The organism is Nostoc mirabile CHAB5784 (genome assembly GCF_020829645.1).
GTDB classification, from domain to species: domain Bacteria; phylum Cyanobacteriota; class Cyanobacteriia; order Cyanobacteriales; family Nostocaceae; genus Nostoc; species Nostoc mirabile.
The window spans coordinates 1-13,236 of record NZ_JAIVFS010000084.1 but is presented as its reverse complement, the minus strand read 5'-3'; the positions used below and the strand labels follow the sequence as shown (position 1 = coordinate 13,236).

The 13,236-nt window shown below is 42.1% G+C and carries 14 protein-coding genes and 1 tRNA gene; 9 read left to right on the top strand and 6 right to left on the bottom strand.

Annotated features, from left to right (window positions below):
* Positions 1–14 precede the first annotated feature (14 nt).
* From LC653_RS33525 to LC653_RS33505, 5 genes are all read right to left on the bottom strand, one after another.
* Positions 15–91: transfer RNA gene (locus LC653_RS33525), tRNA-Met, on the bottom strand.
* Between the two features lie 46 nt (positions 92–137).
* The gene (locus LC653_RS33520; protein WP_229499034.1) at positions 138–1,091 is read right to left on the bottom strand and encodes an asparaginase; all 954 of its coding nucleotides are present in this window, start codon (positions 1,089–1,091) and stop codon (positions 138–140) included.
* An 87-nt stretch (positions 1,092–1,178) separates the two neighbouring features.
* Positions 1,179–1,679 carry a CGLD27 family protein gene (locus tag LC653_RS33515; protein ID WP_229499032.1) on the bottom strand — a complete coding sequence of 167 codons (501 nt, stop codon included), beginning with the start codon at positions 1,677–1,679 and terminating at the stop codon, positions 1,179–1,181.
* On the bottom strand, positions 1,676–2,134 hold the full coding sequence (rsfS, locus tag LC653_RS33510) for a ribosome silencing factor (protein WP_229499030.1): 459 nt from the start codon (positions 2,132–2,134) through the stop codon (positions 1,676–1,678). Before rsfS ends, LC653_RS33515 begins: the two co-directional genes overlap by 4 nt.
* Before the next feature lie 429 nt (positions 2,135–2,563).
* Positions 2,564–2,896 carry a HAMP domain-containing protein gene (locus tag LC653_RS33505; protein ID WP_308189182.1) on the bottom strand — a complete coding sequence of 111 codons (333 nt, stop codon included), beginning with the start codon at positions 2,894–2,896 and terminating at the stop codon, positions 2,564–2,566.
* 28 nt (positions 2,897–2,924) lie between these two features.
* On the opposite strand from LC653_RS33505, the gene LC653_RS33495 reads away from it, so the two are divergent.
* The 4 genes from LC653_RS33495 (at position 2,925) to LC653_RS33480 (ending at position 5,095) form a co-directional block, all read left to right on the top strand.
* Entirely contained in the window at positions 2,925–3,401 is a 477-nt protein-coding gene (locus LC653_RS33495) for a glycosyltransferase (RefSeq protein WP_229499026.1), read from the top strand.
* Positions 3,402–3,569: a hypothetical protein gene (locus LC653_RS33490; protein WP_229499024.1), complete on the top strand. Its 168-nt coding sequence runs from the start codon at positions 3,402–3,404 to the stop codon at positions 3,567–3,569.
* Positions 3,550–3,756 carry a hypothetical protein gene (locus LC653_RS33485; RefSeq protein WP_229499022.1) on the top strand — a complete coding sequence of 69 codons (207 nt, stop codon included), beginning with the start codon at positions 3,550–3,552 and terminating at the stop codon, positions 3,754–3,756. The genes LC653_RS33490 and LC653_RS33485 overlap by 20 nt, the downstream gene beginning before the upstream one ends.
* Positions 3,757–4,525: 769 nt before the next feature.
* Positions 4,526–5,095, top strand: a complete 570-nt coding sequence (locus tag LC653_RS33480) for an iron uptake porin (protein ID WP_229499020.1) — start codon at positions 4,526–4,528, stop codon at positions 5,093–5,095.
* Position 5,096: 1 nt separating this feature from the next.
* Here the strand turns inward: LC653_RS33480 and LC653_RS33475 are convergent, their stop codons facing one another.
* A complete protein-coding gene (locus LC653_RS33475; protein WP_229499018.1) occupies positions 5,097–6,368 on the bottom strand; it encodes a glycosyltransferase family 4 protein in 1,272 nt (423 codons plus the stop codon).
* A 285-nt stretch (positions 6,369–6,653) separates the two neighbouring features.
* On the opposite strand from LC653_RS33475, the gene LC653_RS33470 reads away from it, so the two are divergent.
* The 5 genes from LC653_RS33470 to LC653_RS33450 all read left to right on the top strand — a co-directional run bounded on the left by LC653_RS33470 (position 6,654) and on the right by LC653_RS33450 (position 13,024).
* Entirely contained in the window at positions 6,654–7,832 is a 1,179-nt protein-coding gene (locus tag LC653_RS33470; protein WP_229499016.1) for a DNA cytosine methyltransferase, read from the top strand.
* A gap of 343 nt (positions 7,833–8,175) precedes the next feature.
* Positions 8,176–8,856, top strand: coding sequence for a deoxyribose-phosphate aldolase (gene deoC / locus LC653_RS33465; protein ID WP_100901265.1), 681 nt, complete (start codon positions 8,176–8,178; stop codon positions 8,854–8,856).
* Positions 8,857–8,966: 110 nt separating this feature from the next.
* Complete coding sequence (gene recO / locus LC653_RS33460; protein WP_229499014.1) at positions 8,967–9,896, top strand: DNA repair protein RecO; 930 nt, start codon at positions 8,967–8,969, stop codon at positions 9,894–9,896.
* Positions 9,883–11,523, top strand: a complete 1,641-nt coding sequence (locus tag LC653_RS33455; RefSeq protein WP_229499075.1) for an MFS transporter — start codon at positions 9,883–9,885, stop codon at positions 11,521–11,523. Before recO ends, LC653_RS33455 begins: the two co-directional genes overlap by 14 nt.
* Positions 11,524–11,875: 352 nt before the next feature.
* Positions 11,876–13,024: a glycosyltransferase family 4 protein gene (locus LC653_RS33450; RefSeq protein WP_229499012.1), complete on the top strand. Its 1,149-nt coding sequence runs from the start codon at positions 11,876–11,878 to the stop codon at positions 13,022–13,024.
* The last annotated feature ends 212 nt before the right edge of the window (positions 13,025–13,236 follow it).

Genomic DNA, 13,236 nt, shown 5'->3' with positions numbered 1-13,236 from the left:
TTTTATCTTTTATTTGGTGGCGGGAAGTGGATTTGAACCACTGACCTTCGGGTTATGAGCCCGACGAGCTACCAGGCTGCTCTATCCCGCGTCGCTCTTGACTTTTTTATCATAACCTATAGTCAAGAGTTTGGCAACTACAAAAACGATAATTCTCCAATTACTTCTAAACGCTTGTATTTTCCCAAGGTGACAAACTTTTCCGAGAGGCTTTCGGCGGCGCTGGGACTAATCCAACCCATTTGCTGGAGTAAGTGAATAGCCACGGCGTATTTTGCTCGTTTTGCCCCATCCATAACTTTGATTGCCAATCCCAAGCCTTCACCGAGTCTACCAATGCACTGCACTCCTTCGGCACCAGTTTTACTAACCAGTTCTCCTGGAGTTAAGCGCATCAGTTCCGTATCAAATTCTCCATCTCCTGCTACCATCGCGGGGTGATGAGTCATAGCCCGGACAATGCGCTCCATATCTAGATTCGTACTAGAGGCTAACAGTGCATATAAAGATGCCATGTGACCGAGTTGCATCAGATAAGTTGGTGCGCCACAGTCATCATGAGCGCTGATAAATTCTTCAGCTGGCATTCGCAGCAATTCTGCTACTTTGCTCAAAATCAACTGCTGTATTGGGTGCTTGCGATCCAAGTAGTTATTTAAGGGCCAATGGCGTTGCTGACAAACAGCTAACATTCCCGCATGTTTACCAGAGCAATTGTATTCCAGAGGACTGTGCTTATCTTCAGGAATTGGACACTGGAGTATAGTGGGGTCAAGATCAGCCCGCCAAAGAATGTTAAATACCTGTCGGACTTGATCTATTCTTCCTTTATGGGAACTTGTGATAATTGCTAAGTCGCGATCGCTGAGATCATAGCGTTCCAGTGTACCTGTGGTGGTGACTGCGAGTGCCTGAAATGGTTTGAGCGCTGAACGGATAAATGCAGCAGTTTCAGAATTTCCGGCAACGGTTAGAACCCGTCCTCGTTCGTCGCATACAACAGCCTGGACTATATGCCTGGATTCAATAATACCTTCCCGCAGCAACCGGACTTCCAGTGCTGTGGCTTGAGTTCGTTTTCCCATTGTCATGGGTTTATATTTATTACCTTTTTTAATTAATTAGTCATTAGTTATTAGTCATTAGTCCTTAGCTAATAACTAATGACCAATGACTTTTTAAAACAAATGCCAAACTATAGTACCAATAACGTACATTCCCGCCAACCCAGCAAAAGTAAATTGTAACCGCCGCAGAATAGGTTTGATTTCGTATGCGACAATCAAGCGATCGCGGTTGAGGATTTCCTGTGGTTTTGTCCAAGTTTGGCCGTCGTACCAGCCTGACTCTTCATAAAAGACTGTGGGACTGCAAAGGCGATCGCACACGTAGAACCAGCCTAAGTACAACCTTATAAGTGCCAGCACTACTCCAACACTCGCTGCTGCTGCACCACAGAGGATAAAATGTGCAATATACTTGTGAGGGGGAAAACTCGCTGCTGCCACAGGCCCTGCGACCAGCCAAGATAAACCCCAAATCCAAGCTATTTTTGTGATATACTCGCGCCAGTCTAAAGTGCTATCACGAAACAGCCAGGAAGTTTTTAACTCTTCGTACTCATTGAGCGGTTGTTGGTCTGTGGGAACTGGGCAATTTGAAACCGAAGACCTAATCATGTTGGCTTACCCTCACCCTCATCAGATTCTGGAAGGGAAATACGCTCTGCATGAATCCAGAACGCTTCTAAATTATAAAACTCTCGTTCTTTGGGCATCATGATGTGAACGATCACATCACCGTAGTCTTGTAGTACCCAACTCCCCTCGACTTTTCCTTCTGTCCTTATGGGACGCCGTTGCAACTCAGTTTCGACTTTTCCTTCAATTGCTTGAGCGATCGCCCTGACTTGTACTTTAGAATAGCCAGTCATCATCACAAAGTAATCAGCTAGGTAAGATACCTCTGCTACTTTGAGCAATATAATCTCACCTGCTTTGCGATCTGATGCCGCTTCTGCGATCGTTGTAGCTAATTTTCCGCTCTCCTCTTCGGTATGGGCGTGGCTCTTTGCCACGCTCTTCGTCAGTGGGACAGATTGTAATGGGAAATTTCCTTGGAAATAATCAGTCATTAAACCTCAGGTGCTTTCTTTTTTTTGAAACAATTGTTTACATTTACTTACAAATCACAAACAATTGATCTGAAAATGTGTCAATAGGTTTTTTTGAATACTAACAAAAAAACGGGTGTCTATGGGGGCTAGTACCGCAAGGCGGAAGTCACGCATTCACGCATTCACGCATTCAAAAGGCTTTAATTTTGGGCTTTCTGGCTGTAATTAAATGGTAGGTTTATTTCCGCCGACCTGTGCTAGTTTGATAATTGACTGCTTAGGTTTCGACATCCGCAACTGCTGATTGCGGATGGCTATTGTGTAGTGATAAATTAAACATTAGCTTTTCAGCAAGAATTTCCGGTAAAAATAGTGTTCGCTCCACTGGGGATTCATTAAGTAGTTGGGATAAATTCTAAGCTATTTCAAGCTAACAAGAGTCATTTTTTAGCTTTTATCGCTATTTTCCTCAGTTTCTCCAAGTTGAGCTTGAGTACACCGCAATTCCTCTAATGCCAACTTTAAGCTGAGATTTTTCTCATTTAACTCCCGTGTTCGTTCGCGTACTTTCTCTTCTAGTACCTGGCTGTATACTTCTAGCTGTTCGTTAGCATCATTTTGGACTGTGATGAGTTGCTGAACTTCCAAAATTAAACGATTGAGGGAATTAGCCAAGATACCAACTTCGTCATTAGTTGTTACGGGTGCTTGTAAATCAAAATTAGATTCCTCTGTAACCTGTTGGGCAACATGGGTGACTGCTTGAATAGGACGGGCAATGGCCCGACTAGTCTAAATTGCTAATAATGTGGCGATCGCTGATGGCCCCGAACGAGAAAATCTCGAAGCCGAATTATTGGCACGAGGATTACACTCTCATGCTAAATTCACCAAAGCGGTGAATCCTGATGAAATTCCCGAATTATTAGCAGCAATGGATGTTGCTGTTGCGCCCTATCCGGCTGAATCCGATTTTTACTTCTCACCATTGAAAGTTTATGAATATATGGCGGCTGGTTTGCCTGTAGTTGTTAGTGGTATTGGGCAATTGCTTGAGCTAATTGACACAGGGGTGAATGGTATTCTTTGCCCACCAGGTGATGCGATCGCCTTAGCAGAGGCATTAGAAATATTGTGGCGATCGCCGACTTTGCGCCATTCTTTGGGACAAGCGGCGCGGAAAACAGTCATAGAACATCACACTTGGGAGGCGATCGCGCAACAGATTTTGCATATAGCTGGATTAAATACTCCGCCTCAATTCCAAGTGGAGGTAAGACGATAAATGGGACGTTCAAAGCCACAGAAAAAAGCTATTCCCGGTCTATGGGGGGTACTACGTTATTTCTGGCCTTACATTCACAAACAGTATGGACTACTTTTGATTTCTGCGATCGCAGTCATCATTAAGGCAACGGAAACAAGAAGGGGCTGTGGCGGCGACGGCGGCTGAGTCAATTGCTGCCATTAAATTGATCAAAGCCCTCTCCCTGCAAGATGCCTTTGCACGAGTTTTTTCTCAACAAAATCAGCGTAGCCTCAAGGAGAGCGTAAAAACCCAACGCCTTGCTGCTCATCTCGAACGAACCGTTGATGCTGTGATTGCACTAGTGGTCTGTTTCATTAATTTTGAGGGGTGAACAAGTTCGTAGTAAGGACTTTAGTCCTAGATAGGACTTACGCAAGAGTTACGGAATAACGAACCTTATTAGGCGCAGAGTACACGGAGAAATCAGAGTTTGAGAGATATTTTGCGTAAGTCCTACTAGATTTTTAAGCACTTCAGTGCCTACTACGAACCCAGCAAATTTAATGAGACAAACCACTAGGAACAGCAATTGTTTTATGGTATGGCTCCTGGCTGGCATTGCAAAATGCTCTGACACCGGGTGATGTGCTTGTGTTTCTCACCTATCTCAAAAATGCTTTTAAGCCGATTCAGAACTTTGCTAAGTACACCCCGGAAGACTTGCTAAAGCTGCCGTTAAAAAAATTGACTTTGGCAAAGAGTAAAGCCTTAACCCAAGCGTATTGAATTATAGTGCTGCATATTTACAAGTTGATTTTTCTCACGCAGAAGCGCAGCGAGGATAAAAGTTTTTAGATTTACGCCCAGTTAATATTTAAAGGCGAATAAATATGACTGTTTTCATCAGCGATCGCTTTAACAGTGTAACTGATCCTAAAATGCCATTTTTGTCAGCAGTTTTCTGCATAAGCAACATACTACAACAATCCTAAATCATTCGTAAAAATCTCTCTTTATTCTCTCTGTGTTCTCTGCGCCTCTGCGGTTCGTCTTGAGGTTCAAATTACTATATTCTAATTGTTAACTTTCAGGAGAGAGCATTGTTAGCTTCAACTTATTGGCGACAATTTCGCTTAATTAGTTTAATTATCTGATGCACTTTGAGCAGCATAACTCCAGCTATTGCAACACCCATTCCCGACAAACCTAAGAACTTCAGTGAATATAATCCTGATAATCATGCATTAAGTAAAATCACATCTGTTTCTGAATTGTCGGCAGAATTAGAAACCCTTGATAAACAAGTTAATTTATTAGAAACCAACGTTGCCGCATTAGAAACGCAACAGTTTTCCCCCCATGTTGAGCTTGAGGCAGAGGCCATCTTTGCTGTGACTGGATTCGCTGGTGAAAAGAGAGCCAACAGCAGTAAACCAATAAATGAAAATTTAGTATTGAGCGATCGCGTCCGTCTGAGCTTCGTAAGCAGTTTTACTGGAAAAGATAAATTGGAAGTGCGCTTACAAGCAAGGAACACACCAGCATTAGAAGATGTGACTGGAACTCAAATGACAAATTTGGGATTTGATGGTGACGATGACAATGAGGTGGAAGTAGATGAGCTAGAGTACAGATTTCCGCTAGGTAAACGAACCCGCATGACTTTCTACGGGTTGGGAGGAGGACTAGGCGACTTTGTTCCTAGGTGTAATTTAACCTCACTGCTATAGATTAAACTTCTTGTTTGGTAACTCTTGTGGACTGAATTGCTCCACGTTCTGCCGTCAATGAGTAACACAACGACTCATATTGATTTAAAGCTTGTTCAAAAGCATAGTATTCAACCGCATATTTGCGACTTTTATAACCCAGAGTTTTGACTTTTTCGGGGTTTTGGTACAAATCTAAAATTGCCATTGCTAAAGCTTGAGGATCTTCTGGAGGAACGATAACTCCGCCGCCACTTTGCCTGATAGCTTTTGCTGCCGTACCATTATCGGGGACAGAAGCAACCAAAGCTCGTCCACTGGCAAGTAGCACTTGAATTTTTGACGGCATATTGAAGGATACAACATTTTTCTTTTGCACCACTAAACCAACATCAGCAGCTGCTAACATTTGTGGCAAATATTTGCGGGGTTGAAATGGCAGTAGCAAAACATTATTTGCGCCGCAGTCTAAACATTCTTGTTGCAATCGCTGTAAACCGTTTGCCTCTCCAACGATGACAAAAACAATATTTGGGATATGGCACAACACAGAAGCAGCTTTGACAACGCTTTCTAAGCCTTGGGTTAGGGCAATGTTGCCAGAATAAAGTACTACAAATTTGCCATTCAGGTTATGTGCCGCCCGGAAAGGGTTATTTTCTTTAGGCAAAGGGCGGATAAAATTTACATCAACCCAGTTGGGAATTTGCACAATTTTGTCAGCTTCTACGCCCTTAGATCGCAAATTGTCCACAAACCCATCGGCGATGACGCTAATTTTACTGGCAGTGTGGTAAGCAAATTTTTCCAATATTGTAAATAACTTTATAAGCAATTTATTTTTCAGTAGACCGACGTGGACGGCTGCTTCTGGTAATATATCTTGTAAATTTAAGATCACAGGGCAAGCACGTAACCATCCTAAAAGAGCAACTGGTACACAGCTTGGCAAGGATGGCGATGTTGAGAGAATAACATCTGGACGCCAACCGACGAGGGCGGGTACAAAACTAGTGACAACGAAACTAGCATCTAGTAACACCCGATCTAATAGATTGGGTTGGGGACGAATCCAAACGTAACTGCGTTGAATTTGAACGCCATTTTTGTATTCGTTGAGATACCACTTGCCCCGATATTCCTGATAAATTTGACGCTCAGGGTAGTTGGGCATAGCGGTGACTACGCGCACTTGATGCCCACGCTTCACTAGTCCCTCTGCTAATTCAGTCATCAGTGGGGCAATACCAATTGGCTCTGGATAGTAGTTGTAGGAGTAAATTAAAATTCGCATAAAAATTAGTTCAAAGTATCCCGGTTTTTTATTTAATGACAAATATTTGTCTTAAACATGATTAGGAGTTTTCAAACTCCTATATTTAATTGTGACTTCAGACTCTTTATCTGTCAGGTATTTTCTTTAAAGATTGAGTAAACTTTGATATTCAACACTTAGATAAAATGTGAGCTTTTTTACTATTTAAGCAATCTTAAAATTGTTCATTTTTGATTGGTACGTAAGTATAAACCCTGTATCTTCCGATATTAATTAAGACTGTTTCACGGCAGTAGTTATTGAATGAGCCATCGCCCTTGTATTTTCTCTTTTTTTGCTGGTTCAGGTTTCCTCGATTTAGGTTTTGAAACCAGCGGTTTTAAGATTGTTTACGTCAATGAAATTTTTTCCCCATTCATGAGTGCATACCGCTATTCACGGCAAATTCTCAATCTACCGTTGCCAGAATACGGGTATCATGACGGAGAAGCAGGAGATGTAACCCAACTTTTTGAAGGTTTACAAACACAACACCTCTGGGAGTTAGTACAACACTGCCGCAAATCTAATAATATTGTGGGCTTCATTGGCGGGCCTCCCTGTCCTGATTTTTCTATTGGCGGCAAAAATAGAGGACGTTTAGGAGATAATGGCAAGCTTTCCGCTTCTTGCGTTGAATTAATTTGCCGCAATCTTCCAGATTTCTTTTTATTTGAGAACGTTAAGGGATTGTGGAGAACAAAAAAGCACCGTTTATTTTTTGAATCGCTCAAGCACCAATTACTGGAAGCAGGCTATATATTAACAGAGCGGTTAATTAATGCTATCGAATATGGTGTACCCCAAGATAGAGAAAGAATTATTCTCATTGGTTTCCGAAATAATTTTGTCAAAGATATAGGAATAAAAGTCGGTAGTGAAAAGTTACTACATGAAGAGACTTTTCCTTGGAAAAATCACATTTTATATCCTCAAACAAAGGTTTTTGCTTATCCTTGGCGTAAGTGCGAACCATTCCAAGAAAATTCCATAATTCCTTGTCCTGATGGCATACCTCAAGAATTAACAGTTGAATACTGGTTTAGAAAAAATAATGTGCTGAAGCATCCCAATGCTGAGAACTGTTTTCAACCAAGGGCAGGTATCACAAGATTTGCTGCTATTGATGAAGGAGATGATTCTAAAAAGTCTTTCAAGCGTCTTCATCGATGGCGTTACTCTCCAACAGCTTGCTATGGAAATAATGAAGTACATTTACATCCCTATAAAATCCGGCGAATATCTGTGGCAGAAGCTTTAGCCATACAATCTATGCCTGCAAATTTTGTGCTTCCAGAGAATATGTCGCTCACAAATATGTTTAAGACTATTGGTAATGGCGTACCATATTTGGCATCGAAGGCGTTAGCGAAAACTATTTTTGAATTTTTAGGAAATGGTGTGAAAAATGCTGTTGATATTTCTAAACTTACTACTGTCTAATGTCAACTTAAGAGGATGTGTTAAAAGTCGTATTGTCGGTAGCAAAACGTTCTAGCTCCTCCTAAATTGCCCGATAAATTGGGGGATTTTGATTCCGGTTACCCATTTTTTAAGGGGGGTTAGGGGGGAGCAATAAGTGTCTAAAATCACAGCAAACTACTTTTAAAACAACCTCTAAACACTTACAGTAATTCTGGGATATCTACAAAGCCGACATCCAAGACAAGTCAGCAGCTTGTTTTCAGAATAAACTCGTAATAAATATGGTTTAATATATATATATAAGAAATGTTTTAATTTTTTATAAACTTTAATAATCAATCACTCACTGGCAGAAGACACGATGGCAGCAGACTATCCAAACATTGATATTGCGCCATTTATCGATCACGCCCTCTTAACGCCAACTGCTACTCCAGAGCAGGTTGAGCAGTGGTGTGAAGAAGCATACAGATTCAATTTTGCGGCGGTTTGCTTGTACCCCGCCTATGTCAAACAAGCAGTCGAACTCCTGCACGGTAAAAATCCAAAAGTCTGTACGGTGATTGGCTTTCCTGCTGGTGCGACGACTTCAGCAGTGAAACTTTATGAGGCTCAAGAAGCGGCGGATAATGGGGCTACTGAGTTGGATGTGGTAATGAACTTGGGCTGGTTGAAAGCTGGTAAAACTGAAGAAGTCCACCGGGAGATTGCCGAAATTTGTGAAGAGACTGGGCAAACTGTCAAGGTAATTTTGGAAACCAACCTGTTGACAGATGCAGAAAAAAAAATAGCTGCTGAAATAGCTATGGAAGCGGGAGCGGCATTCTTAAAAACCAGTACAGGTTGGAATGGTGGTGCAACAGTGGCAGATGTACGACTTTTGCAGGAATTTGCAAAAGAAAAAGTAGGAATTAAAGCCTCAGGTGGTATCCGCACTATCAATCAAGCTTTAGACTTAATCGTAGCGGGTGCTACTAGATTAGGCACATCTCGCGGTATCGATTTGATCCGCCAGCGCGATAACCTGGGAAAGGGTGAATAGTCATTTGTCCTTTGTCATTTGTCATTTGTCCCAAGCTAATGACCATTGTACAGACGCGATTAATCGCGTCTGTACTGACCAATAACCAATGACTAATGACTAAATAACTAATGAGTAGAACCTACAAAGCAACGGGAATTAATCTTAAAACCCAAGTGCTGGGAGAATCTGATAAAATAGTGACGATTTTGACACCAGAATTCGGTCTGATTCGAGCAGTGGCTCCAGGGGCACGCAAGCACAACTCCAGCCTGGGCGGCAGGAGTGGTATGTTTGTTGTGAATGAACTATTGATTGCGAAAGGGCGATCGCTTGATAAAATTACCCAAGCACAGACGTTAAAAACTTATCCTGGTTTAGCTAAAGATTTGGGAAAATTGGCTGCTGGCCAGTATTTAGCAGAAATAGTCCTGTGTCAAGCTTTGAGCGAACAACCCCAAGAAGAACTTTATGAGTTGTTCAATGAACATCTCCATCGGTTGGAGGCGTTATCTAGTGCAAATGCATCTGGGGTTTTGGCTCATCTGGCTCATGGGGTGTTTCACCTTTTAGCCTTAGCAGGAGTAACCCCGCAAGTGCAAGTCTGCTGCCTATCTGGGCGTTTGCTAAAACCAGACTTTACAGACCCCAACTGGCAGATAGGATTTAGCATCCCTGCGGGTGGAACGGTTTGCTTAGAAGCTTGGGAACGTTTACGAAGAGAGGGGGAGAGGGAGAGGGAGATACAAAGAAATTCATCTTTTTCTCCATCACCCAATCACCCCATTATCCCATTACCTCCAAAACCTGGCTCCCAAACAGTTGTTGTGCATCGCCAAGAAATACCTGTGATTTCTAGTCGTCCGGGTGCTATGGAACTGGCTTTGCTTCAACATCTGTCACAACCAGAGATAATGCAAATTGATGGTGCTAGAGATCATGACTGGTTATCTGTTGAACAGATTTTGCGCCAGTATGCTCAGTATCAATTAGGTCGCCCTATTCGCTCTGCTACCTTGATCGACTCTTATTTTGCTGCTAACCATGATGCAACCGTCTGATTTGGATAAAAAAATCCTGCCTTTGTCACCAAGCCTCGCTAAAAAACAGAATAGGGTATCAGATCCTACAGTCAGGAATCATTTGAGTGCTGTTTCAAAGTGTACACCTAGTCAAATAAATGGACAAGAAATGTCCCCAAAAGACGTTTCTAAAAACGATCAAAGTTGGACAGACCAGATCCCAAAAACTGATATTCTAAGTCAATCAGAAACACAAGCTGAGGGCAAATTAACCACTGCCCAAGGAGATAGCAACGGGCAGAGTTTGCCAGTAGCTACTATCCCAGAAAAAGAACCATCAACATTAAATGAATCTGGTTCAGGTGGAGAAGTTGGTTCAGGAAATATCAAACAGCAGGGGTTTTTGCCTGTATTAAAAAACCCTAATTTCTTAGCTCTTTGGGGTGGTCAAGTTTTCTCGCAACTAGCAGATAAAGTTTATTTAGTGCTGATGATTGCTTTGATTAATACTCAGTTTCAGGCTAGTAATCAGAGTATTAGTGGTTGGGTGTCAGCCTTGATGATGGCTTTTACGATTCCCGCCGTATTGTTTGGTTCCGTTGCTGGTGTGTTTGTCGATCGCTGGTCGAAAAAGGCTGTGCTGGTGGCAACGAATATTTGGCGCGGCATCTTGGTTTTGTCAATTCCCTTTCTGCTGTGGTTGACTCATGACTGGAAACCCATAGGAGTGCTGCCAGTGGGTTTTTTGATCATTCTGGGTGTGACTTTTTTAGTTTCCACGCTGACGCAGTTTTTTGCACCGGCAGAACAGGCGGCAATTCCCTTAATAGTAGAAGAACAGGATTTACTCTCGGCAAATTCGCTTTATACGACAACGATGATGGCATCGGTGATTGTTGGGTTTGCTGTCGGGGAACCATTGTTAGCGATCGCAGATGGACTTTGGCTGCAAATTGGTGGTAATGGTAGTTTGGGCAAAGAACTTTTAGTAGGTGGTAGTTATGCGATCGCTGGACTAATTTTGTTCCTTCTGGCAACTAAGGAAAAACACCACGATCCCGGTACAGAATTCCCTCACGTATTCTCTGATTTGCGAGATGGTTTTGCCTACCTCAAAGCAAATCATCGCGTCCGCAATGCTTTGCTTCAGCTGATTATCTTGTTTTCTGTTTTTGCAGCATTAACTGTTCTAGCCGTTCGGATGGCGGAAATCATTCCCAACATGAAAGCCTCCCAGTTCGGCTTTTTACTAGCAGCCGGCGGTGTTGGCATCGCTGCAGGAGCAACACTTCTGGGTCAATTTGGTCAACGCTTCTCCTACACCCAGCTAAGTCTGTGTGGTTGTATGGGCATGGCAGCATCCCTGATTGGTCTGTCAGTATTTACAACCCAACTTTGGCTAGTCTTGTTACTGGTGGCGCTATTAGGTATCTTTGGGGCACTAGTGGGAATTCCCATGCAAACAGCGATCCAAACAGAAACACCTCCAGAAATGCGTGGTAAAGTTTTTGGTTTACAAAACAATGTAATTAATATTGCTCTCTCCTTACCTTTGGCATTAGCAGGTGTAGCAGAAACCTTTGTAGGATTACAGGCAGTTTTTTTGGGATTAGCTGTGATCGTCTTTTTAGGAGGCATATTAACCTGGTATAACTCACACAAGTAGTTATCAGCTAACAGGAGCTATTATTCATTACTTTTAAGTAATTAATATTTACTTAAAGATTTTCTGTTCATGGTAAACTATGGTCAGTGAAAATTTATCACATACTTGCGGGATATCAATCTGACATTAGTCAAAATAAGTTGTTTAAATATCATAAATTAACAACTTATAAGTAGAATAAATAAAGCCATAAATCCACTGGTTTAATCAGCTAAAATAGGCTTTTTAAACTAGATTCTGTTGGAAATCTGTAATAACTAAAAAAACCAGCAAGTATAGCTAGATAAAATAAAAATCACCAAGGACACACAAGTAATAGATCAAACCCGCTTTTCTTACAGCTAAATAAAGAATGCGTATAGCCTGGATTGGAAAAAAATCACCCTTTTGCGGTAATGTCACCTACAGTCGAGAAATTACAAATGCCTTGCTAGATAGGGGACATCAAGTTAGCTTTCTTCACTTCGCCCAGGAAGAGTCTGAACCTGATAATTGGCCAAATCTTCGAGAGGTTTCCCTCCCTTTCATTTACAAGTCCCAGGTTTATACAATTCCCACTTTTAAAGCGACCAAACTTTTAACGGAGTCGCTGCGGGAAATCAAGCCAGATATAGTCCATGCTTCCTTGACGCTATCTCCTCTAGACTTTTTTCTACCGGAAATCTGTGAGGAACTAAGGTTGCCCTTAATTGCCACTTTTCACACACCATTTGCTGGTAAAGGGGCAAAGCTGATATCGGGAACACAGCTTTTGGCTTATCAGCTCTACGCACCTTTTTTAGTTAACTACGATCGCGTGATTGTATTTTCCCAAATTCAGCGAGAATTATTAGCAGGGATGGGCGTGAGGGAAGAGAATATTGCTGTAATTCCCAACGGTGTTGATACCGCCAAGTATTCTCCAGGATTTTCTCAAGTCAAAACAGAATTTAAAGCCGAACGTTTGTTTATCTATCAGGGTCGCATAGCGCCAGAGAAAAATGTCGAAGCCCTCCTCCGGGCTTGGAAGCAGTCTGCAATGGGGCCTGGTACTAAGTTGCTAATTGTTGGCGACGGCCCTTTAAAGTCTTCCTTAGAGCAATTTTATGGTTCAGAATACGGCATTATCTGGTTGGGATTTGTCGCTGATGAAGACCGACGCATTGAGATTTTGCGGGGCGCAGATGTATTTATTTTGCCTTCATTGGTAGAGGGTTTGTCCCTATCTCTGTTAGAAGGAATGTCATGTGGGTTGGCTTGTTTAGCAACAGACGTGGGTGCAGATGGAGAAGTATTGGAAAAGGGCGCAGGTATAGTTATTAGTACTAAAACAGCGCGATCGCAATTAAGAACCCTCTTGCCAGTGTTGCAAGACCATCCAGAGTTAACAACTTTACTAGGGCAAAAAGCAAGACAGCGTGTATTAGACCGCTATACCCTTAGTAAAAATATTACTCTGCTCGAAGAACTTTATAAAGAAGTTTTAGCACAGCGACCTCTACCGCTAAGTCGCAGAGCGTAGGGAATATGAAAGTTTTTTTTAAGACACTGAGTTTAGCGTTAGCGATCGCTTTAGCCGCAACAGTAGAGAATGTGCAAGCAGTGACTAGCGCTCTTTTATGTCTCTGGTGAGAGAAAAATGCTCTGATTTGCTGAGATTTTTGAAATTCCTTGAAGACTGTGAACAATACAGGCGCTGCTATGTCGGAAATATTGAGAAGTAATCAAATATAT